Below are 25,232 nucleotides of genomic sequence, written 5' to 3'. Positions count from 1 at the left end.
GTGGATAAAATATGGCTGAAACTGGCTCAGTACAAAACGCAGTTGGGAATAATGTTTACCCAGATTTAGTTCTTACTCGTTTCCCAGAATTATTCGACGAGCGAAGTGGTTCTAAATCGAACCCCAACCTGCAACGATGGACAAACCTTAAAGATTATAATATGGCTGAGCATGTAAACTCTCTACAAGATGCTGTAATGGCAGTACAGCGTATGCTAGGAGAATTAGCTCAAATGCCAGCTGCACCAAAGGATGTAAACGGAAAACCTATTACAGACCCAAACGTGCTACTAAACCTTAAACGAACTTCTACCGTTAAGTCTCGTATAGACGCACTTGAGACTCATGATTGGTATGCTGAATTCGATAAACGATACGGTGGACCAGTATGGAAGTTTGATAAGGACAAGCCTACAAATCCTACAATTCAGCAACACCGTCACTTAGGTAGCACTTCAGGAATTCCTGGTATGCCAGAGAAGATTATGCTTACACAAGAAGTACAGGGTAAACTTCCAAAGGCAAACGTTGATTTAACAAAGACTGCTACGGGAATCACCGGTTCTGACATCTACGTAGAATCAACTTCAAATACGAAAGTAGCTGATGCGATTAATGACAAGATTTCTGAAACAACAGGTGGGACAATTGCACAAAATGCAGAGTTGAAAGTATTAGGGAAGACAAACACTCGATGGACAAGAGAGTTTGATTCAAATGATGCATCTTCAACTGGTAACACTGCAGTTGCTGACTCAAAAACATTATTAAACAAAGCAATTGAAAGTGGTGCTACTGCTGCTTCAGACCTGTTAAATGCTCCATTAGATGGAATGCAGTATGGTCGTTATGTTGCGATTGTAAGATTATCAACAAGTAGTCTTCCTTCTAATGCGGTTGTTGAGATTTCTGCAGTTAACTCAAAGACAAACCAAGTTATTAACAAAGCTACTTTAAACGGAACAGACTTTGATACAAGTGGACAGTATAAAACATTCTACTTGATCTTCAATCATGACGGTTCTACAAAACTACGTGTTAGAAAACTAGCTACAACATCTTCTGTAAAAGTTCGTTTTGATTATGCGATTGTTGAACCAGTTCACCCAGCGGTATTTGATCGCTAAGAAAGGATGTTATGTAAATGGCAAAACGACCAGAAGGATTATCTCCTAATTTTAACTCCATCGTTTCTCCAGACGTTCCTTCCTCATTGATTTTTTCATGGACATTCATTAAAGAAAACTCTGGTGATTATCAGAAAAATGCAGAAGTAAAGGTATATAAAATGGGATCTAATACAGCCCTTATTACCTTCTCTACAGGAACAGATCAACAAGCAGACATAACATCTCATCAGGGTGTTCTTGACCTAGAGCAGACTTATGAATGGGAAGTAAAAGTAACAGCTGCTAACGACTCCACTGCTTTTAGTGGAAGAAAAAGATTTAAATTTGGACCTGTATTTTTACAGGATGGACTTGTATGGCGAGATGGACCAGACGCATATGAATACATCGGGACTCGTCAATACTTTGAGGAGATTAGAGAAAATGCTGCCTCAGTATTAGAGGATTACGTGGTAGATTCTATAGAAGAAAACGATGCCTTAGAAAAAGCTTTGGCTTTATTTACTCGTGAAACTGTTCCTAGTCGTACCGATTTTGAAAACCTCGAAAGTATTCTATGGTTAATTGCAAAAAAAGAAGATACATATCGAGATGAAATTCAAAGACTTATTGAAGATGGTCTAGGGGCTCAAGACATTCATAAGATATATACAATCTTTGACCGTCTTATTAGAATTCCACCAAGAGAACCAAGTAATGTGTACTTAACATTTGGAGGTTTTGAACCGCTTTATGTAAAAAGTGGACGTGCATATAATAATGGTAAAGAGGATTTATCTGTTGATGTTAGCTGGCAACCCTCAGATCTTAAACCAGGTACATGTACGATTAACTTTTTAAATGAACTTTCAGAAGATGTTTCGTATTATAAGGTTGAGTTAGCGGTTGGTTTCACTGATAAGGCTTGTAATTATACATTATTTTATCGAGTAGAAGATGTAGAATCATTCGGAAGAAAAATTAATATCCCAATGGATCACATTAACTTTGTGCATCTTTCTTCCTCAAAAGAAACACGTTATGTTTTACGAGTTTCTGCAGTAGATAAAAGAAAAGAGCAATCAGTGCCTTACTACAAACCCTACAAAGTGGATAATGTTCCCCTTGGTGTAGCAAGTTATAACCTACGTGTTCAACAATACGATTTATCAAATCAGTGGATTACCCAGTCTTACTACGACATTTACAACGGCCCAAATACAGCTTATGTTCATAATGTAACGGGCAATGTAGATGGTGTTTACCATTATGCTGTTCGTGTATTTGATAAAAATGGACATGTAAGTGATTGGTTTTGGATCTTAGATTATATAAAGATTGATCCGTTAAAACCTCCCGCAGCTCCAAAACCTCGTATGGCGTGGTCTGGACAACACGAACTGAATTTCGTTTGGGATGCTGTTCCTACTGCTGAGTATTATGAATATTTACCTACGTGGTGGTCAAACCCATCTATACAAAGAACGAACAACTTAGACTCACCTCATGAATGGTTAAATCCAGATACAACATATGTCGAAAAAGTAAGAGCTGTAAACCGAGCGGGCGCATCACCTTGGGCTACTGTTAGTGGTAAAACACAACCAAGACCAATTATAGAGAAGGTTCAAAAGAATGTAGGAAGTAGAACATGGCGTACAAATTATGTCATTTTAATGCAGAGCGGTAGAGTTGTAAGAAATCCATCTGAATGGCGTTACGAGTACGATGATAGAGAAGTGTTTCATGGGGAATGGATAGAGCTTGAAAACAAAAAACAGGACGGTCTTTATGTTAAAAAAGGAACAAGATGGGGTAATAATAAATGCTTGTTCTTCCTTGATCATAATGACTGGAGACAAAAATTACAGGGAAAAGAAATCCTAGATGTTCAGTTTTATATACGTAGAAGAAATACTGAACATGGATATCCACATGATGGTCGTTTTCTTCATGTATGGGCTCACAACTATGCAGGGAAATGGGATTTACCTTCAGCATCTCAAGGACCTCAATTGTTTAATCATCAAAAAATTGAAAGAATAGACTTCAACCGAGGTGAATCTCACTGGATTTCTCTTAATAAGTCGTTTGGTGAAGGATTACGTGACGGGTGGATTAAAGGAATTGCATTCTATCACCCTGAGGCAGAGTATGGCCCATATTCTTACATGCGTTTTGATGCTTATACATTCCAATTTTACGTTAAATATCGATAGGGAGAGAGCAATCTCCCCCTTATTTTTTTAAGGTGGTGACACAGATTGGCACAGTACCAAAGAAACTTTTATTCTAGTTCATTATATGGACGACTAAAAGCATTTTATGGAGATTATCTAACAGAAGAATTTGATGCTCAAGAACCTTTTAGCTATCATATTGATGCAAAAATCCAAGCACAATTACCTTCTACGTTTTACGCAGCAACAAGCAGGGAATTTAAACGGATTGATTCAACGAAATGGAAAGTATCAGGAAAAGATATTAAAACAAGAACTGCTAATACACCTGTAGAATTTGTGGCTACAGGTGATAATTTAGAAGTGCATGTGCGCCTTCAAAATGTGGATACTCAGAACATCGAAGCAAAGCTATATAAAGAAGAATTGGTAGCAGAAGCATACCAATGGGTAGAGAAGCAAACAAAGTCAATCAATACATTATCTCTAACAAACCCTAATAAGGTAGATAAAATTGCTTTTGACTCTTACGGTTTTGGTGATTACAAAGTAATTATTAAAGCACTTGATACGACAGCAGATGCAATCATTGTGGGAGGTAAATTAAGAACAAGTGATTTTAATATTGAGATTCGTACCTCTGCCAATAAAACTACATGGTCGAAATGGGAGCCAATTACTTTAAACAAAAAACTTATTCAAGGGCAGAATTATTTATCTATAGGACAGAGCGTAACGCTTTACAAAAACGTTCGTTACGTTCAAGGGAAAATAATTTTATTATCTTCGGATAATGCAACTTCCCCTATTGTTGATAGGGTTGAGTTACGTTCGGAAGATAGTGGATTATATGACCAAAATGGTGATTACACCGTTAAAATTGATATGACACAGGTGGCAACAAGTGTTGGAAAGTCATTCAAGCATGTAGATAAGATACGTTTTATTCAGAAGCAACCAGCTGGTACTGAAATGAATATTCGTTCTTCTTCTAGTCGAGACAACATATTTTGGGGTCCAATAACAGCACCTTATCGTCAAAACACAAAGCGTCTTCGGTTAAAACGTGAGGCCACAAACCATAGTGTAACGTTAGGCCCAATTAATGAAGGAAGTAAGTTCGATTTTAGTAAGACAACTGCGCTATTAAGTTGGGATACACAAGCATTCTCCCCGAAGGATGCAAGTAATACCAAGATAACTTATATTTTCTCTAAAACAAGAACAAATCAGAAGGATCCTCGAAACCTTCTTCAAGTAATTGATAATCCAATGAATGTAAAAGATCGAGCGATTAAGTTCTCCCCTCAACCATATTTCTTAACTGTAGAAATGACACGTTCTTCAGCAAGGGGAACACCTGTAGTTGATCTTATAGATGTTTACCAAAATATTTTATACAAAGAGGTAGTCAATATAATTAGTAAAGATGTATCTGCTGTAGATGGTTTAAGTACAGGTAGAAAATCACTTCAGAAAATTAGTGACTATCCATTCAAATATCCTAGTATCTCAAATCAAATTCCATTTAATCAGCAACAAATTACTGCTGCTCAGCAAAAATATGAGCTTACAGACCAAACAAGAAGACCTTCGGATGTTATGCTGTACCTTAAATCAGAGGAGAATAAAGGGTCTAGAACTGGTAAATCTACATCTGCATCTGATGAAGTAATCGCAAAAGCTATACAAAGGAAATTGGAATTTGGAGATAAAACAGGAGTCCTTATGCATTATCAATATGGTGCAGGGAAGGTTCAATATCTAAGACCTTACGAAAGAGAGTTAGATTCTACATTTACACCATTTTTATTGCCGAATCTTAAGTACCGTTATTACATTAAAAATGGATGGCCAAACGAAGTACACAAAGTCATTAATGGACAAACATTAAATGATGTAGCTGAAATGTATAACACGACGGTAAATGCAATTAAAGGAAGCAATAAGGACATTCTGCTGAATGAAGATACAACATTGGTAAAGGATCAGCTTATCACAATTCCGAACACATCCAAGAACGACGATGTTTCTCTATTATTTAAGAACGGTACAGTTTATACACAGAAATCTAGTCATAACTCAGTTTATGATAAAAATCATGGCTTAAACGTTACAGACTTTTCAAGTGAACCAATAAGTATCAAGGTTCCGAACACTCCTCCAAGAGGGTATGTAGATTGGGCATCAGAAGAAAAGATTTATACAGGTATAATTAATGCCAATGATATCCGCGGGGAGTTTGTTCGTACACAATTTAATCTTTCAACTCTTTCGGATTTTGATCGTGAATATGTAGTAGCAAATGGTGACACATGGGAAAGTATTGCTTCTAAATATGATATATACGTACAGGATTTGAGGGCAGCTAATAATTCAATTGAGGAATTAAAAGTAGGTAATACAATTATTATACCTCCAAATATTATTCTGCCAGCATTAGCTCCTGAAGCAGAATTTGAAGATGCGATGCCTTATAAGATTTCTATTATTGAAGATTCTGTTCATAAGAAGGATGGAGTTAGAATTGATGAATCCTTTGTTCCTATCGATTGGAATGGAAAACATCTTCCTCTTGAAGTTACATACAGAACATCTGAACTTCTTACAGCTGAAATGGTAAGAGGTTCAGATGCTAATGGAATGGATCCACTGCCTTTAAGTGAGGTTATCGAGATTGTCTCTTGTAAGAAAAAAAACGGAAGTGTAACATATCACATTTGGAACGACACTTTAAAAACAGGTGACTTCAAATTAAAGAGTAATTATATTGATTGGTCTCCATCTCAGGCAGGAGTATTAGAGCCTGCACCAGGGGAAGAGTACGTTGTTGTTTATAAACGTCGTGAAGTAGATAGTGTGAAAGTTCATCTAGATACAACTTATTTTGAAAAGGTGGGGACAGACATTGTATGGCGTTCACCTGAAGTGAAAGTATTTGATGGGGTCTGTACACCAACGGAAGACTTTAAGCTAGAGCTTCCTACACCTCAAACTTTTGAAGGATATGATGGAATTTATAAGAATATTAGTTACATTATAGAGGATAATGACTTGTGGGTAGAAACAAGTGTCCAAGATATTGACGGTAAGAAGTTCTTGGTAGGTACCTTGAATGGAAAAGATCCAAGCAAGAATTGGTATCCTGAAATTCAGAAAGGTTACTACTATCTAAAAGAACAAGAGCATTATCTATATTCTGAGCCATTAAAAACAGTATTAGCTGAAAAAGAATTGCCGACAGCTGATGGTATCGAGTATGTTAAGGGGCCAACTGGAATGGGGGCAATGTTATTACCTGCTAGTAGCAACATAGTTAGAGATTCTGTATTTGTGAACGATGATTGGCAAAGGTCTAAAGTCTTTAATGCCACATCATTCTAAATGAGTTAGGGAGAGGAGAGATTCCTCTCCTTTTCTTATGGACATTAATAAGAAGTAAAGGTTAGATTGTCAAAAGAAATCAATAAAAAGGTGGTGCAGAAATGTTCACTAATCCGGGAACAATTATTAAACACGCTACAATTCCAAACGCGATTACGTTCCAAAGTGCAGGGTATGTTTCTATTTCAAATGAACTCTATGAAGATAGTAAAGTAATATTCTCGTTTTCCAAGCCGACGGAAAAGGTAGCATTAATCCCTAAATATTTAAGTGATGGAAACTATTTATTTACTTCTTTAGATAAAGAAAACAAGTTACATATAGGCGGAATTGTAAAAGATTCTGAGAAGATTTATGGAGTCGTAGATGTAAAGGATAATATTTTGAATTCTAACATTTTAACAATCTCTTCTAATGGATCTCATTTTACAGTTGACCTAAACAATAAAACGGTATTTAAATTTGAATCTGCTTTATTTGTAAATGGCCAAGTTCGTGTATGTGGTGAAGTAGGAGAAATCTTTTATTCTTGTGAAATACAAGAACCCCAATCTACTGCATGGAAAAGTAATGCAGAAAGTGGGGGAGTAGAGGTTAAGACGATTAAAATAGGAGATCACGAGTACATAAAGCTCTTAGGCTCTACTACTAAGAAAGCAACGTTCTCTCAATCTATTTCTTTACTTGCAAAAGACCATACACTTTCATTCAATGCTCAAGGAAATGGTGAGTGCTTAATTAAATCCGGGGAGACAATTTTAAAACAGATTAACATCTCACAAGGAGATTTGTCTTATATCTCGCAATCTTTTAATTTATTAACCCCGCAAACAATTACCTTAGTATTCCAAACAGACGAAATTCTTATTGTAGGAAAACATCAATTAGAAGACCGAGTTGATTCTACACCGTATATACCGAATTCTAGTATTACTGATTCAGTAGTTCGTAAGGGGTCATCATTAAAGTTCCCAGTAAAGAGCTTGTTTGATAAAAAAGCAGGGAGTATCTATTTAAAATTAACTACAAAAAACCGTATCGATAGAGACCAAACCCTTTTCCGCTCAGATACAAATGAACTATCTCTTGCAGTGCGTGGAACTAATTTATCCTATACTGTTGGTGCAAGTTCAATTACTATCCCTAAAACACTCGAAAGAAGTACGTCATATGAATTCCTTTGTAGTTGGAATGATGAAGGTATTGAGTTAACTATTAATGGTGAAAATGCGAAAGCTTTAAATACAGGGCTTTTACTTACAACTCCTCAAGAATTGATTTTTGCAAATGAAGAAACACCTATTCAGGAAGAAGTTATCTTAGAAGAGTGGGCACTGTTCAATAACAAATTACCAGATGCTTCTAATATTAAAACGCAGCTACCTTTTGCAGTTATGCAATCTTTATTTGATGGAGGAATTAGTGGCCAGAATGTTACTTGGTCTGAAATCCCTGTAGCGCCAATTGATCATTCACCGATCCTGGTTCAAAAAGAAAATGGAGACACGTTGCAAAAAGTTTCATTCTTTAATCATGAAACAGGAGCATATCAAACGTGGAATCAAGAACCATTCAAGTATGACGGCAAAAGTGATTACGTTGAGGTTGCTTACAATAACCTTGATGAGAAATTTAGAGATATTGCTATCCATACAGAGGATGGAGAAAAAATAGGTGAGCCTTACAGAATAGATGGTAAGAGGTTTTATTTCTCTTTCCACACAAATAGAAAGGCAGTATTAAAAAACAAAACCCTCTATGCAACGTATCAAGTAAACGATACCTACACAGTTGATTACAATATCAAAGCTGTTGATGGTTATCGAATTGATTTCGCTAAACACGATGGTGGGAAAAGAATTGTGTATCAAGAAGGAAACCGTTATGGTGAACCGAGGAAACTAGCAACAATGATTGATATGAATCCAATTCAAAATCAAAATCATGAAGGGTTCTTATATATTACGAACACAATAAATAAGACAGATAGCTTTAGAATCACAGCTACACCAGATCGATTACATGCAGATGGAGCAAGTTTCTCAACACTTATTATTGAGCCGCTTGATTATGAAGGAAACTTTTTATCTCACTCTAATCTAGAAATTATTGCTTCTAAAGGATTCATTTCTAGACATATCTCAAGGGATGCAGTTGAGGCACAAAAACGTTCGGGACAGTATCTATATCAATACCATGCTCCATATATCCAAGCGAAGCGTACAGGTGAGATTATAGAGGATTATATTTGGATTACAGACAAAGATAACAATATTGGTGTTTGCTACAAGATGCTGTTGAGTCCTGTTTCAAAGCCAGATAAAGTTCAATTAACACAAGATGAAAAGAACTTATTAACTACAAAAACAAAAATCATTAACTACCTCCTTATGTATGAGGGCATAGAGAGATATGAAGATGAGGAGCTTTTCACTATTTTAGATTTTAACCAAGACGGTCGCGTTACAATGGACGAGATTTTAGTCCTAGAAACGAATCAGAAAGATAATGAATTGATTGTTATCTTAAACAAGTTAAAAGAATGGGAGGATACAAAACATGCAGATGCAACCTCATAAAGATCTTGTTCGCAGTGGTCATAGAAACCGAGGGTACGCTATTCGTATTGGTAATAAGGTTCCTAAGAATAGTGCAAACCTTGCATATGTACAATCAAAATCTGTATCACCCGAGGAGAACATCTTATTAGAGGATGTTTCTTCTCAAATTCAAGAAAACGGATTATCTAATTTCATAGAAAGAGATTACATGGTTTATCCAAATCATAATTTCTTATTAGAAACTGAATCCGGACAAGCTATTTTTCCTACTGATGCAGTCTATGTAACGGATGAATTTACTATTCGTAAAAATCGTCAAGATACTCCAAAACCGGTATTCTATCAAATGGAGTTGAAAGGACGTTTCGATGCAAGAACTGCTCAAGTTATTCCTTATCTAGGCGGCTTCTCTTCTGAGACCGAACAAGAGGCTATCTCCTTAGAAGAAGTTGTGATAGACAAAAGAAATGACTTAATTTATATAGGTAATAGTATACGTATAGAAGCAAACAGTGGACCTTTACAGGACGGTGATGTGTTTAAAGTTCAATTAATTCGTGAAGACAACTTTGTATACCGTATTGTTGTATTTACAAATTTCCGTAACAACAAAGATGTTACATACAAAGTAGTCTATCCTAATTACAAAAATGACAGTAAAGAGAGCGAATTAAAGGAGGAAGTCCTAAACGCATATCCATTCTTCGAACAAGTAACAATGGACAAATTTAAAGATACTGTTTCTGAAATGGAATCAAATCCGGATAAATACAAACATTTGAAAGTCTATGCAATTGAGGAGAAGGGGAATGATTTTTCTTTCTATGCAACATCTGATGTTATGATTGCAAACTATCAAACTCGAACACCTCAACTATTTAAACATCGCGTCGAAGCAAAATTGAAAACCAAATTAAGTGAAACAAACCCAGGTAAGATGAACATTGGATTTAGTTTTGTTCAATCGGTAGTTAATGTTGAAAATTTATCTTCTATTGGTAAAACAATCAATGAGCACCTGTCGCTTCCAAAATATATAGAATTACAAAATCCGCATCCAACAGAAGTAGATCTTTTGAAAAAAGATGTTCGATATTGGGCAGTTAACCTTGATATGCCAGATCACCATTATGAGGATTATGATTTACTCGTTATAACTGGTTACGGTAAAGCCGACTTATCTATGTTTAAAGACAAGTTTGAGCATTACTTAAAAAATGGAGGTACGATTTGGATAGATAATGCTGGTAGTGGAATTAATATTCTTGATTTCAAAACGAGCAAAGGGAATACATTTATTTCTGATATCGGGTTTTCGTCAAGTAGCAATGAATTTGGGGTTAAGGAAATTAAAAAAGACTCTCCATACATTAGTCGCTTGCTACCAATTCAAAACGTTGGAGCTTTAGGCTATGCGGACATTTCTCCGGCTATCCTATTCGGACAAGATGAGGAAAGTAACCAGTGGGATACAATTGTAAAACACTTAAATGGTGGCCCTTCAATTATTAAGAAAACACTGTTTGATAAAGGTACTGTTCTTGTTTCTAACTGTGGAATATTCAGAGCATTTTACCACAACCAAAAAGAAAGTGTAAACCTTGTTTTAAACTCGATCCTTTATTATTCAGAAGAACAATGGGTGTTTACTCCTTGGAGAAATGACTTCGTATATCACCGAGATAATTTATTTGCTCAGGAATACAAAGTGAACAATACGGATGTTTATATTAATGACAGAAGTGATTACAATGCAAATCAAATTGTCGCAAAAAAAATTCTTTATAAGAACTGTAAAGAATACGTGAAAATCTACTGCAAACCTTGGTTCTATAATGCTACAGGAGTGTATGAACATGCTATAGATGGTGATAAATCAATTCCAATTAACAACAGTGGATTTGAAAGTGGTCAAGTAGATTCAGGTGGACAGCCTATTACTTCTTGGACAACTGATACAGTAAATGCAATCCCTTCATGGAATACAAAGAAGTTAGCTGGTCAAACAGTTACATTCACACATGATTCCACAAAAAGCTTATTCGGTGTTCGTCAGGTATCCTTAGACTCATCAAACGGAACAACAGGAGCTCATGCCTTTTGGGAAAGTGAAGATATCTATTTATCTATTGATGATTACAAGGTGACTGCATGGGCAAAAATTGATCAAGTACGAGGGATTACAACAGATGGTGTGAAAATCGGTATTTATAACTTACAGGGTGAAAAAATTTCTTCTTCTATTTCTATTACAGGGAAAAAAGATTGGGTTAAGTTAGAAACGAATTTCCACATCGATAAACCCCAAAAAATTAAGATTCGTTTAGGCTTTGTAGATGGAAATGGTTTTGGTAAAGCAAGCTTTGATGATGTTACATTAGATACAATCGGAGCAGTTAGAGGTGTTGCACAGAATGAAGGAGAGAAAACTCTCTATGCATTCAGTATTAAACCGAATGCTACAACGATTGATATTGAAGCAGAAGGCTTTGAAAATGCAGACATCACTAGAGCTACACCGGAAATTCCATTCACATATACGATTATGCCATTTATTCATCAGTGGATTTCCTTCGGAGTAGACCCAGGAACAGGACTAGAGTTTGGTCGTTATGAGCGAATGTATGGACCACCAGTTGCTTATTCTAAATCAATTCGTAAAACAGAAGGATTAAAGAATCTAGGCTACTTACATACGCTGCTTCCTCCAGTGCCAAGTGGAAAAGAGTGGTATGACAAGAACAAAATTTTCTACAAGATTTCACTTGGTTCAGAAAACTTAGAGGAAAACAATTTAGTTAACCTAAAACTGTTTGACCGTAAAACAGGCATGGAATGGTTCTACAGTGGAGATCTTGTTATTGGCCATAAAGATATTTTTTGGGCAACAGACAAACCAAGTTTTGTTCTTCATGCTGAAACTGGATTTGAAACAATAAGAGCTTCTAAGCGAAACTTTGGATTGAAGTTAATTGATGACCGTCGTATCTATAGTGAACTTCCTCAAACAAAGGATGCTAAAGAGAACTGGTATTTAAGAATTCATAACGGACAATTCATTAAGGATGACCTTGGATATAAAGAGTGGTCAGAGATGCATGCTAGTAATAATCTTGCTGTAATGAATCAATACAAAGAACGAGTTATGAAAAAAGAGAAGTATCAAGTCAACGAATACGCTTCTCAAATTTTTAATCCTTCTATCGGAATTATGACAGTAGAGAACGAGATGGAGTACATTACTCCTTCTACAGTAAAAGTACCTCACAATAATCTGTATGTAAGCCAAGGCTCTGTAGAAAAAGAACAGCTTTTAGTTGAGGGCTTAGCGAATTCTGCAGGAACATTGTTCCGAGCTAAACAAAAAAACTGGATTCGTAACGATAAGGTTCACATCTTTATAGATGCTGCAAACAATGGAAACATCGTGGAGATTTTCGAAGAGTATCCATTCGAGATTAATCATGACGAGGGTACTGTTTTCTTCCCAGGTAGAAATATAACTGGTAAAGTGTACGCTACTTATGAACATCGTAACTTCCGCCTTTATAAGCGAATCTACAAAAATACAAAAATGTCTAACGACTTATTGGAAGATAAACGTATCGATCCGGTTACGAAAGAAGTAATCATGTATGGTTCAAAAGAAAATTGGTTAATCCAACCAGTGTCAGTTCTAAAAACTACTAAAGGCAAGGCAACATCAGCTAATACAATTCCTGCTACAAACTATCGAATCGATTATGAAAAAGGGAAAGTAGTCTTTAAATTTGAACCAGTTGGGCCTGTATATGCAGACTATGGTTATTTCGAAAACCAAGAGTTAACAGCAAATGATTATGATATCCAAAACGGAATCTTCTTCTTAAAAGAAAACATTTCATTTAAAGATGATTTATTTGCTAAGTATTCTTATTTCGATAACTTCTACGAATACAAGGGATTCTACAATGAAACACTTCGAACATTCCTTCATTTAGACCTCAACCCATCAGTGGGACATTACTCAACTCTTCCAATGACAACTTATGTGAATGGTGTTCAAAAGGTAGAGTATAAGAAAGTTCCATCTTCAAAGCTTCTTAATAAGCTTATCCATATTTACATCGTTCCTGATTCTGAAAATGGAAACTCAATTCGTCACTGTTTCAGTAGGGAAGAATGGAGAAACATTCAACAGTCAAACCCTATGTATCTTCTACTTGCTAAGGTTCAAGTACGAGAGCATACGAGCGTTAAAGATGTGGTTGTTATGGATGCACGTACTCGCGGTGGCGGTATCTCTGAATCACTATCAACTAAGACAATTGATGAGAGAGTACAAGGAAAACAACGTTATTGGGATATTGGTAATTGGGATGGAAAAGCATTCTACCGAAATGGTGTCCTAATTGTCACACTTCCTAAGTCTATTCTAACTGAATATGGCGGTAACTTATCAGAAGAATATGCAAAAGAAGTTATTGATAAGCACGTAGCTTACGGAACGTACTGCATTATCGAATGGGAGTGATTAGTATGAATTATCCATTAGGAGCATTTCAGTACTATGACAAGGAAACGGATACAACCCACCTGCAGTGGAGTTATGTTGACGATCCGAACCTTACTCATTTTGAAGTTGAAATCTATGATCAAAACTTACGTAAATGGGTGAAGTGTGATGGACGAAATGGAATTATAGAAAAGCAACCAAAAATGGGAAGTAACTATTAACCAATGGGGCGGATAATTCCGTCCCGTTTTTTATAGCAAAAGTAATTTGTAATGGTTATAAAAGAAACATATTAAAGACAAAGTAGGTGAATGTATGGAAAAGGAATTAATCTTCCCTGTGCCTTATTCTGAGTTTGTCCGTAAAAAGGATGCACAATATGACGGGGATCCTAATGGGGATTACGTCATGTCTGAAGATGTTAATGAACTTCAGGAATCTATTGAACAGATAGAGCGCGTCATTAACTTTAAAGAGTTAGGAAGCACAGTCTCAGATGCACTTAATAAGAAAGTAGATAAGGCAGCCATATCTGATTTTGGTAGCCCGTTATTCGTTGGTTATAGAGGTGCATCTATTAACACGTATGATTCCATCGAAAAACGAATCAATGCTTTTAGTTACATTCCTCATGTCATGATTAATAAAGAAGAATCTACGAATTTTAATTTCTTTATAGATGAAGTTAAGAAGAGTGGGACATTGCTATATGGTATTATCAATTACCCTAATGTTGTTTTAAATAACATTGAAGCTGATATAACATGGTTCGAATCTAAAGGTTTTCATGGGGTCTTACTATCTAATTTTGGATTTGAAAATGGATGGAACAGATCGCAACAAAACCAAATTCTTCAATACATTCATACAAAAGGAATGGCAGCTGTTATTACAGGTGAAATAGAAACCACGTTATTTAACAAACCCCACAAAAATAATCCTCAGCAAGAAGACCTTAAAACATCGAAAGATGACATTTATTTAGCACAAGACGTATTCGTTTTAAACGGTGCTAAAAACAATCCTATCGTAATTCCTTCCGTTGTTTTCAATTTAAACAAGGCTCAAAAAGAAAGAGGTATTCAAATATTCGTTGAAGATACAGCGGATGCAAGTAACGATAACAATAAGCTTTATCTATACGGAAAAATGTTATCTACACTGTACAACTTAGATGGATACAGTCTCGTTCCTCAGAGTCGATACGCTTTAAATGAGAAGGTTGAAAGATATCTTCATGGTTTTGAGTTAGGGAAATGGAAAGCGCAGAATCCAGTCTATGTAGAAGAAGCGACTGCTACATCACGTTCTTTCTCTAAAGGAAGTCTTGTATTCGATAAAGTAAAAAACGAATGCTACATAAAAGGTGTTGGATTAAATCCTTCAATCTACACATGGCAAGATAAGCAAATCCCTGGTAGTGCAATTGATTTCGCAAGTGCCATTTATGGTTCTGAAGGTGTTGAAACTCTTGTTGATGCAATTAATGACAATAATCATCTAATTCACTATTCGAAAATTGCTGGATTAACTGGAAGCGGTGCAACTCCGGATTCAATTAAGGATACTGTTATTAGGGCAATCAATAACTCGCCTGCTGCTGTATCTAAGAATGGTCCCGGTGGTTATGATGCAATAGCAGGAAACGACTTTTTACATGGTGGCGTTATTGACTACATTGACGCAGGATCTATTAAATCAGGGGTACTGAACATTGAAGCGATCAAGACCAATATCATTGAAGCAATTAATGCTTATATTGGTACAGCTAAAATCAATACAGCTGTTATTGGTGAGTTATCTGCAGAGCACATTGCAGCCAATGTTATTGATGCAATCAATATTTATGCTTCAAACATTTCTGCTGGACAAGCAAAAATTAATAATGCAGTTATTGGTGAACTATCAGCAGATAAAATCAAGGGGGCAGTTATTGAAGCTGTTAACTTGTATGCAGGGGAAGCTGTAATTGATTCAGCAAAGATCGGACAACTTGATGCAGACCATATTAAGGCAGCTGTAATTGAAGCAATTAACGCGTCCATTGAAACTGCTGTAATTGACTCTGCAAAGATTGGTACCCTAACTGCAAGCCATATTAAAGGTATGGTTGTTGAAGCTATTAACCTTTACGCAGGACAAGCTAAGATCGATGCTGCTCAAATTGGTGCTTTAAAAGCTGAAAACATTTCAGCCGGATTAATCGAAGCTTTAGAAATTTCAGCAGGAAGTGCGGACTTCGATAGATTACAAGCTTCTGTAATTGAAGCAATTAATGCAAGTATCGAACATGCTTTTATTGATGGAGCTATTATTGGAGAAGGTACAGTTGATTCTGCTCAAATTGCCGACGGTAGTATTACAGATGCAAAGATTGTTAGTTTAACAGCCGCTAAAATTAAAGCAGGTACAATTGATACCTCATTAGTAACCTTACAAGGTCCAGGTGCGCGATTAAAAATCACGAATAACAGATTGCAAGTTTTTGATGACCAAGCAACTCCAATTGAACGTATCTCTCTTGGTGATGTGAATGGAGACGGATCAGAGTTTGGTTTCCGTGTTCGTGGTGCAGATGGAACTACTATCCTATTAGACCATAATGGTGTAAGGGAAGAGGGTATTACTGACGGGGCAATTACTAATAAAAAAATTGAAAACGGAGCGGTAGACAATGACAAGGTTTTACAAAATTCCTTGCAAGGTGACCGACTAGTAGTTGATGCTATTACCGCTAGAGAGATAGCAGCGAAATCTGTTAATGCTAATCATTTACAAGTCGGTGCAATCGTTGCAGGTAGTGGGGTTATTGAAAAGGGTGCTATTGGTGAAGCTGAAATCGCACAAGCTAGTATCACAGATGCTCATATTAAAGCGTTAAGTGCTAACAAAGTAACTGCTGGTTCTATTCAGATGACGAGTAGAAACTTAGTATCTAATGCAACATTTAGAAAAGGGACAATAGATTGGATTCTTGATTCAAACTTTAGCACTTCTGAAGTAAGTGAAATTGTTCGTTTAAATACCACAAATAGTCTTCACTTATTTACCACTGGAAAACCTCTGCAAAATTCAAGTGCATATTCTAAGTTTGTTCCCGCAAGTGCAGGAGAAAACTACTCTGCTTCTGTATATGTCCTCACAAAAAACCTCTCCGCTTATGATGGTGGACATCCTAGAGTCGAAGTAGAGTACCACAATGACTCAGCTCGTATCACAGCAAAAATCACCACATCTATATTAACAGGAAATGATATATGGCAACGTATTAGTGTTACAGAAACTGCTCCTGCAGGAACGACAAGAGTTCGTTTACGAATCTATCATCCTAAAAACGGAGATTCTTATTTCTGTAGACCAATGCTCCAAAAAGGAAACATCGTAACTGAGTGGACTGGTGACGGTTCATTTATGACTGAAGATGGTTTCTATACAGGAGAATTACATGCGGAACAGATAACTACTGGAAGGATTAAGGCTGGTATGGTTCAGATTGGACCAGATACACAGTTTGAGCCAGGTTATAGTCCCGGTGAACTTCTTCAAGAAATAGAAAAACGAACTCCTTATCGTGTAGAAATAATAAGTACAAATGGAATGTTCTTTAAACAGGGTGTTGTATCAACGACATTAAAGGCTCAGGTGTATAAAGGCTCTACTGACGTAACAAGCCAGTTGCAAAACAACCAGTTTCTATGGAGAAGGGTAGACAAAGACGGTATTGAGGATGTTACTTGGAATCAGACACACGCAGGATTAAAAGAAGTACCAATTACCAGACAGGATTTAAAACAAAGAGCAACATTCCTTTGCCAGATTATCAGCAATTAGGTGTTGCGATTCTAAGATGTAATAGATTACTTTGAGTGGGTAAAACAAAGTAGTCTATTACTTTTTTTAATAAAACATAAATCAGAAAGAAGGGAACAATATGGAAGTATTAGCAACGGGGCATATATCACTTGTTGATATTAACGATGCGATTGTATCAGATGTACCGCCCGCTGACCCTTCATTAGGAGCACTTTGGATTGACACAACTAAAGATCCTAATACATTAAATAGTTGGGACGGAATTAATTGGGTTGAGCAATCGTTATCTATTTCCGCTCTAGATCCATCATTTTATCAAGACGTAGAAAAACTAAAAGACTTTGCTGATAAAGCAGGAAGTGACGGTATCATTACTTCAGGCGAAAAAGCAAACATCAAATTAATTCTAATGGAAATCACAGGTGATGTTCTTTCTGGACAAACTCTTCCTACTCTTGCAACGATTGATACTGCAAAAGGTGGACAAGTTTATTTATCAAGAGCAGAAGCAAGAGCTTCAGGTATGCCAATAACTCATGCGGATTACACAGCTTTTGAAACAGCCTACAGTGATTTAAAAACATATTTAGAGTCACTAACTCCGAGACCTTGGTTAACAGGAGATACAACAATTGATCCTGTTACGTGGACAGCTAAATGGGATGCTTACTATGAAAAGCTTTCAAGATTAGCGGTAGCAACATCTACATATCTAGCAAACAGTATTAGACCAGGAGAAGACTATAACGGGGTTACTATTAATACTGATAAAGGTATCGTTGTTTTAAGAGGCGATGGTGTTTTTAGAACAATCCTGAATGCAACTGAAGGTATTTCTATTGAGAAGAACAATGCAGGCACATGGAACAAAATGTTCTATACAAACCTAGACGGTAAAATGTATGCTCATGGTTTAGTTATTAGTTCTGATTCTACAATTGCAGGGACACCAGCAGGAACGGTTGCAGATAATGCTGCAAAAGGTAAGGCAGGTATTGATGAATTAACAAGTGATTTAAAGGTTACTCCGGTGGAAAAAACACAACTAAGTAGAGAGTGGGAAGCCATTAAAGCAGAATACACACAAGTGTTAGCGCAAGCAACTGCTCTTGGTGTTACAACTTCTACTTATACGACATCTTATACAAACCTTGATGGCGTTACTCCGAAACTAGCAGCCGAAGTATTAGCTACTATGACAACCACTTATACATTCGCTTCCGCATCTGCGAGAGATGCATTTAGAACAAAGATAAGCTCTTATTTTACCGAGTCTGAAAAGATTAAGAAAGCAATCAATGACGCAATTAACAAGGTAGCAAATGACGCTAATAATAAAATCGCTAATTTAAAAATTGGCGGATCAAACCTTTTACGATACACATCAACATTTGCTGGATGGACGGGCGTTACTATTAATACGAATGACTTTCAAGGTAGTAATTCGATAACTCTGCAAAGAACGAATTATCAAAGCGGAAATCCTAGAGCGCAAACAGCACAAAGAAATATTACTTTGCCGAATACTACAAAAGGAAGTAGTTACGCAGCTAGTGCTTGGGTGTATGTTGATAGTAGTGTACCTCTTATTGGTAATGGTTCTGACGATCTTGCTGTTAGGTTTACAAAAGCTATAAGTGATACAAGCGGTACGCAGTTTGATGTAAGAATTGCAGACTTATCAAAGCTAGCTAAGGATCAGTGGGTATATGTATCTCTACCTTTTGAATTATCTCAAGATACTACAGATAAAGCTGAATTTATGATTTCTCTATCTCAAAACGGCTTTGTGAAAATGGCAAGACCTAAGTTTGAAGAAGGGAGTAAGGCAACGAGCTGGACACCACATCCTGCTGATATTGATGAATTGATTTCTGCAGTAGATACGAAAGCAGAAGCAAGTAAGGGTGCTATTGCTGATATGTCTAACGACAACAAAGCAACACCTTTGGAAAAACAACAGTTGAAAAAAGAGTGGGCAACAATCTCAGCAGAGAAGCCACAATACGAAGCACTTGCTACTACTTACGGAATCACGACGGAGAAAACAAACTATGCCAATGCTTACAATGCTTTAAATACAGCGATATCTCCTATTATTGCTGACATTACAAAAACTAGCGATATTAATGGTGTTACTTTCCGTAATACATTTGATGACTATTACGATAAGAAAGCACAATTAATTAAGAAAATTAATGAAACAGCTAAGAAGCGTGCAGAAGATGCCGAGAAAAACGCAAAGGATTACACGAATGTAATTGCATCTAATGAATCTTCTTATATTAATAAGAACTACAACTTCGCTGATTGGACTGGTTCTTTACCTAATGGGTATGCAGGGATAGTGGGAACTGCTCCAACCAAGGTAGCTTCTGAGAATGGAAATGGTAATTCTGTTAAATTCACTACGACAGCAGGACAAGCAGGATACATGAATATTGTTTCTAAGAATAATCCGTTCTATGAGTATGTTTATTTGGAATCTACATTCAAATTAGAAAGCGGTTCTATCAATGGTGCTGGTGTCCTGTTTAGACATTGGAGAGCAGATATGACAAATATCTATTGGGACAGTTATCTAAAGTTTAAAGACTTAGTTCCGACTCCAGTTTTAAACAAATGGTATACAGTGTCTAAAGTATTTAAAATCTCTGTAACTTCTGATTTTGGTGGCTATTCAATTTATCCGATGGCCTCATTTAGTGCAATTGATTCTACAATGCCTGCGAATGTAATTCATTTTGACTCTGTAATCACAAGAGCTGCAACTGAACAAGAAATCAGTGCGTATGAATCTAAGTTAGCTATTGCTGATATGACAAGCGATATGAAGATTACACCACTAGAAAAACAAACACTAAGCCGTGATTGGGAATCAATCAAAGCCGAATATACGCAAACATTGGCTCTAGCAAATTCTCTTAGTGTTTCAGCTTCTGCATATACAACAGCTTACACAAACTTAGACAGTGTATCTCCAAAAATCGCTTCGGAAATCCTAGCAAACATGAACACAACTTATTCATTCGCTTCAACTACTGCTAGGGATTTATTCAAAACACAGATAAACACGTACTTTAGTGAATCTGAAAAAATCAAAAAAGCGATTAATGACGCGATTAATAAATCAGCAGGTAACGCTAATGATAAAATCGACAATTTAAAAGTTGGTGGTAAGAACCTGTTATTAGAATCTAATACGGATTACTCAACAACAGATTACCTTATTAAAATGTATAGCTTATCCGAGGATTGGATTACTGGACAAGAATACACTTTTGTTATTAAAGGAACTGTTCCTGCGGGGCAAAGATTCGGTATATGGCAAAATGGTGGCTCAAACAAGGTAGGAGAAGCCACAACTACATACGTTAATGGAGTAACTTATGTAACGTTTAAATCAATAGCTACAACATCAGGAAACGAAAGAAAACTAAGCTTGTATAACTATCCTCAAAATACAACACTAGCTACTGTAGATTGGGTTGCTTTATACAAGGGAAATAAACCAATGGACTGGTCTCCTGCTCCGGAAGATATTGAAAATACAATTCTTGGACAGCTCAACAGTGGTAACAATTTATTTAGAAACTCTGGAGACTTTAAAAATCTAAATGGTTGGGTATTAAATAGTGGCACATCTCTAGACATTGTTCAAAAGGATGGTTTCTCTGTATTAGAAGCAGTCGGTTCTATTAGTTCTACTAATACAGTAAATGTCCCTATAATTAAAGCAGGAACAGAATACGTATACACTACAGAAATTATGTTTAGTGAAGATACAACAATAGCTAGTACAACTCCAATGCACTTTTGGTTCTTTGACACAGGAGGAAATAACAATGCAATAGAAAGAAGTGCATTGATTTCTAGCGAGACAGTTGCTAAGGCAAACACTTGGACACGAATCTCGATACTCTTCAAGACGAAACCTACTATCAGTTCAGCAGCTTATTTCAAAGTCTTTATCTATGGTGCTCAATTAACAGCTACTAACAAGTACTGGGTTAAAAATGTTATGTTTTCTGAGGCTAACCGAATTGTTAACTGGTCTCCATCGACTCTTGATGTTTCAGATATGATCACAGACATACAAGTTGGTGGAAACAATATAATTCCAAACTCTTTATTCAAAACAATGGGTAAATGGAGAGGCTTCGGTACTGCTGGTGGAACAAAAACGGCAGGTGTAGATGTTGACCTAGCAGGATTCGGAACTGGTTTTCAATTTGAATCAGTCGTAAATGGTGAATATGGTCTTGCATTAGACAGTGTTAAAGTAACTATAGGAGAAACCTACACACTTTCAGCTTGGTTTAAATTAACTAAAACTGGTGTCATTAAGATGCAAGAAGGTAACTCGAATGTAAAATGGACATATACAAAATCCCAACCGGAAGTAGGTAAGTGGGTTCGTGTAGTTCATACATTCGTTGCAAAAGACAGTACATTAAGTGTCTATGCTGGGGCAGATTCATCATCAGTAGCAACTGCAGGATTCGTTACTGGATTCCAATTAGAAAGAGGGAATAAGGTAACAGACTGGAGCTTAGCTACTCAAGACATTAATGATTTAATCGATGCAGCAAATAAAAGATACGATGATATGAAGATCGGCGGCACTCAAATGCTGACTGGAACAGACTTTAAAGATGCTTCTGGTTGGAGCCGTTGGGGAAGTATTGGATCTGTTGGTCATTATGTGCAAACGCAATTGCCGACAGGAAAAGCATTATTTATGGAAACGAGAAACGGAACTACTCAGTTACCTGTTCCTTTAGATACTAAAATCGGGATGGCAAGTGATGGAAGAAAGTTTGCAGTTAAAAGCGGACGAGAGTATACACTTTCTATGAACGTTGCAACAAGCGAATTGGGTGATTTACTAGATTACATGTATTTAATGTATACGGTAGAAGGAGGTAACCGTCGTTTAGGTGATATCAAAACAACAGATTTCCCTAAGTTTGCTCCAATCGCAACAGGAAGTGCCACAAATTATTATAGTGTTAAGCTAACATTTAAAGCCGATCGTGACGACGACAATGCGTATATCTTAATTGGTGGTAGTACAAAACGAGAAATGACAGGTTCTAATGGTTATGCATGGATTCGTGTTAACTCATTAAAAATCGAAGAGGGGAACGTTGCTACATCTTGGGAGTTAGCTCCAGCAGATATCGATAAAGCTATTTCTGATACGGATAAAAAAGCTCAAGACGCAGCAAATAATGCAAACAATGCATTGAAACAGGGACAAGTAGTTGTAAACTCAACATTCTCCAAATGGACTCAGGCCTTCCCTGCTGGACTTGGTTCATGGACTAGTTCAAGCGTTTCAAAGGAGACAACTCTAACAAGAACTGGAAGCGCAATGAGATTTGATGTTCCAACAGATACTGCACAAATAGGAGCACAAATTACAACAGGATACTTTATCCCAAACCTCCCAAATAACAAGTACTATGTAGTTGAGTTAGACTTTATGTTAGTTAGTGGTTCAATAACAGGAGCGTGTGTCTTATTAGATTGGAATGGAATGAGTCCTTCTAGGGCATCAATTCATCTTTCAGATGTAGTATCTGCTCCAACGTTAGGTAAGTGGTATACGGTTCGAGCAGTTATGAAAAGACCAACAGACAATCTATCTGGCTATTCAGCTATGGCTGGTTATTTACTTGCTAACTACTCTGGTTCTACAACAAACAAAGTTAAGAACATTGTCTTTGACAGACTTGTGTTTAGAGAACCTACACAACAAGAAATAGATGCTTATGAAATCACTACTATTGAAAACGGAGTAACTGTTATTGATGGTGGCAAACTTAAAACTAACTCTGTAAAAGCGGAATCAGTCGATGCAAGACGTTTAAGAGTAACAAACAATAGTGGTACTGTTACTTTAGAAATTACCAACACAGGGGAAGTAACTGTTAATGGTACAGTTTATATTAATAGTAGCTCAATGTTTGCCGATGGTTATGACCCATCAAAAACAGATGGTGGACGTAATATTGTTTTAAACTCTCGCTTCTCTACTGCAGATGCAACAAGTTGGACAACCTGGGGATCTCCTTCTGTAAAACAGGTAGAAGATATTACAGACTTGCCTGGTTTTGATAAAGCAGTTAAATTTACAACAACAGGAGCAAACCAAGGATTATACCAAACGCTTTCTGTTGAAAGTGGTAAAAAATATACTGCTTCTTGCTATGTGAAATCTTCATCTGGGCAAGGAATTATCCAAGTGAATGATGGTGCATCAGGTTATCCAGGCGCAACTATGGATCCAGGTGATGCGGGTAAAAATAAATGGGTCAAGTTGTACTTTACCTTTACCGCAAAAGGAAACACCGCACAGGTATACATCGGTAGAAGTGGTGGAGGTACAAATGGAACCTATTGGTTTACTGGTGTTAAGTTAGAAGAAGGATCGAAGTTGACAGCTTGGAATCCTGCTAATGAAGATATTGATGGATTAATCGGAAAAGTAGTAACTCCAAATGGAGACATTAAAGCACTTGATATTGCTTCTTCTATGTCTATCACACCAGGAGCTATTGATGTAGTAAGTAAAAATATCAACTTAAAAGGTAAAGTAACCTTCTCTGATTTTGCTTCTGGATGGGCACTTGATTCAAAAGGAAACAAGATTAGTAACTCTGACCAACCGGGTTATGACCCTGCAAAGCCGCTTTATCTAGATATGGATGGGAACTACAGACCTTTATCAGATGAAAAGAATTTCATGTCGAACCTATTTACTAAAGACGACACAAATGGAGTTACGGTTATTGACGGTAACTACATTAAAACAGGAACAATTCAAGCAAAATACGCCAACTTTAGAGATGTCCAAGTATACAATGATTCAGGTCAACAGACCTTCCATATTGATACAAATGGTAACCTATCTACATCTGGTACCTCTCAATCTATTGGATATGAAAGACAGAAAAAAGGTTGGAAGATCGATGCCGATGGTTCTGCTGAATTCAATGCTGCTACTTTCCGTGGAGATATTGAATTGGGGTACTACAATGCACCAACAGATTCTTTTATTGTTACTGGTGGATTATTAAGTAGTATTGGCGGAACTGGTAAAGATTTAAGGTTCTGGGCAGGCCCCAATAAATCTACGGCTCCATTCAAAGTATTCTCAGATGGTACTTTAGAAGCGACTAAAGGATACTTCACAGGAACATTCTCTGGTGAAGTAGTGGTAGGAAATATCTCAATTCAAGATAGTAATTTAATAAAAGGTGATGCAAAAATCATCCTTACTGATGATTCAAAGATTCAGAAAGTTGTTCTTGGAGAATCAGCAGTAGAATTAAATACAAAAACGACTTTCGGTAACTTCTTAACGATAGATATCACTAATCAAAAACTCGATTTCGGAGCGAACGATTTCGGAATTGATTACAAAAACAATACAATCAGAATGAAAAGCTTCTCATTAAAGGGAACGACAGCTTTAGAATTTGTATCAGATGGTTCATCTGGTGATGATTTCATATTTAAAAACGTAACTGGTGATACATCGGTTAGAGTAGATGGTAGTTTTATTGCTAGGGACGATATTGAGATTACGAACGTCTTACGTATGAAAAAGTCTACAGATTCCGGCAATAAGGGTATAGACTATGTATTCATTTAGTAGATAAATAAATTAAGAGAGGAGTAA

8 protein-coding genes are annotated in these 25,232 nt (G+C 36.6%); all 8 read left to right on the top strand.

Annotation, left to right across the window (positions count from 1 at the left end):
- Positions 1–11: 11 nt before the first annotated feature.
- The 8 genes from DN401_RS23235 (at position 12) to DN401_RS30310 (ending at position 25,205) form a co-directional block, all read left to right on the top strand.
- Positions 12–1,127, top strand: coding sequence for a hypothetical protein (locus DN401_RS23235; RefSeq protein ID WP_065845291.1), 1,116 nt, complete (start codon positions 12–14; stop codon positions 1,125–1,127).
- A 17-nt stretch (positions 1,128–1,144) separates the two neighbouring features.
- Positions 1,145–3,328 carry a glycoside hydrolase family 78 protein gene (locus tag DN401_RS23230; RefSeq protein WP_149287960.1) on the top strand — a complete coding sequence of 728 codons (2,184 nt, stop codon included), beginning with the start codon at positions 1,145–1,147 and terminating at the stop codon, positions 3,326–3,328.
- A gap of 45 nt (positions 3,329–3,373) precedes the next feature.
- The gene (locus tag DN401_RS23225) at positions 3,374–6,673 is read left to right on the top strand and encodes a LysM peptidoglycan-binding domain-containing protein (RefSeq protein WP_149287959.1); all 3,300 of its coding nucleotides are present in this window, start codon (positions 3,374–3,376) and stop codon (positions 6,671–6,673) included.
- A gap of 101 nt (positions 6,674–6,774) precedes the next feature.
- On the top strand, positions 6,775–9,252 hold the full coding sequence (locus DN401_RS23220) for a hypothetical protein (RefSeq protein WP_149287958.1): 2,478 nt from the start codon (positions 6,775–6,777) through the stop codon (positions 9,250–9,252).
- On the top strand, positions 9,233–13,747 hold the full coding sequence (locus DN401_RS23215; RefSeq protein WP_149287957.1) for a hypothetical protein: 4,515 nt from the start codon (positions 9,233–9,235) through the stop codon (positions 13,745–13,747). Before DN401_RS23220 ends, DN401_RS23215 begins: the two co-directional genes overlap by 20 nt.
- A gap of 5 nt (positions 13,748–13,752) precedes the next feature.
- Positions 13,753–13,950, top strand: a complete 198-nt coding sequence (locus DN401_RS23210) for a hypothetical protein (RefSeq protein ID WP_085782632.1) — start codon at positions 13,753–13,755, stop codon at positions 13,948–13,950.
- Between the two features lie 94 nt (positions 13,951–14,044).
- Entirely contained in the window at positions 14,045–17,560 is a 3,516-nt protein-coding gene (locus tag DN401_RS23205; RefSeq protein WP_149287956.1) for a hypothetical protein, read from the top strand.
- A 100-nt stretch (positions 17,561–17,660) separates the two neighbouring features.
- Entirely contained in the window at positions 17,661–25,205 is a 7,545-nt protein-coding gene (locus DN401_RS30310; RefSeq protein WP_255481382.1) for a carbohydrate binding domain-containing protein, read from the top strand.
- Positions 25,206–25,232: the final 27 nt, after the last annotated feature.

The sequence above is a fragment of the Bacillus sp. BF2-3 genome, assembly GCF_008368795.1.
Lineage (GTDB): Bacteria > Bacillota > Bacilli > Bacillales > Bacillaceae_G > Bacillus_A > Bacillus_A cereus.
This window is presented reverse-complemented; position numbering and strand designations above follow the sequence as displayed.

Excerpts from the sequence above, each read along its gene's own strand:
- DN401_RS23235 (WP_065845291.1), top strand. The coding sequence starts at position 12 with ATGGCTGAAACTGGCTCAGTACAAAACGCAGTTGGGAATAATGTTTAC.
- DN401_RS23230 (WP_149287960.1), top strand. The coding sequence starts at position 1,145 with ATGGCAAAACGACCAGAAGGATTATCTCCTAATTTTAACTCCATCGTT.
- DN401_RS23220 (WP_149287958.1), top strand. The coding sequence starts at position 6,775 with ATGTTCACTAATCCGGGAACAATTATTAAACACGCTACAATTCCAAAC.
- DN401_RS23215 (WP_149287957.1), top strand. The coding sequence starts at position 9,233 with ATGCAGATGCAACCTCATAAAGATCTTGTTCGCAGTGGTCATAGAAAC.
- DN401_RS23210 (WP_085782632.1), top strand. The coding sequence starts at position 13,753 with ATGAATTATCCATTAGGAGCATTTCAGTACTATGACAAGGAAACGGAT.
- DN401_RS23205 (WP_149287956.1), top strand. The coding sequence starts at position 14,045 with ATGGAAAAGGAATTAATCTTCCCTGTGCCTTATTCTGAGTTTGTCCGT.
- DN401_RS30310 (WP_255481382.1), top strand. The coding sequence starts at position 17,661 with ATGGAAGTATTAGCAACGGGGCATATATCACTTGTTGATATTAACGAT.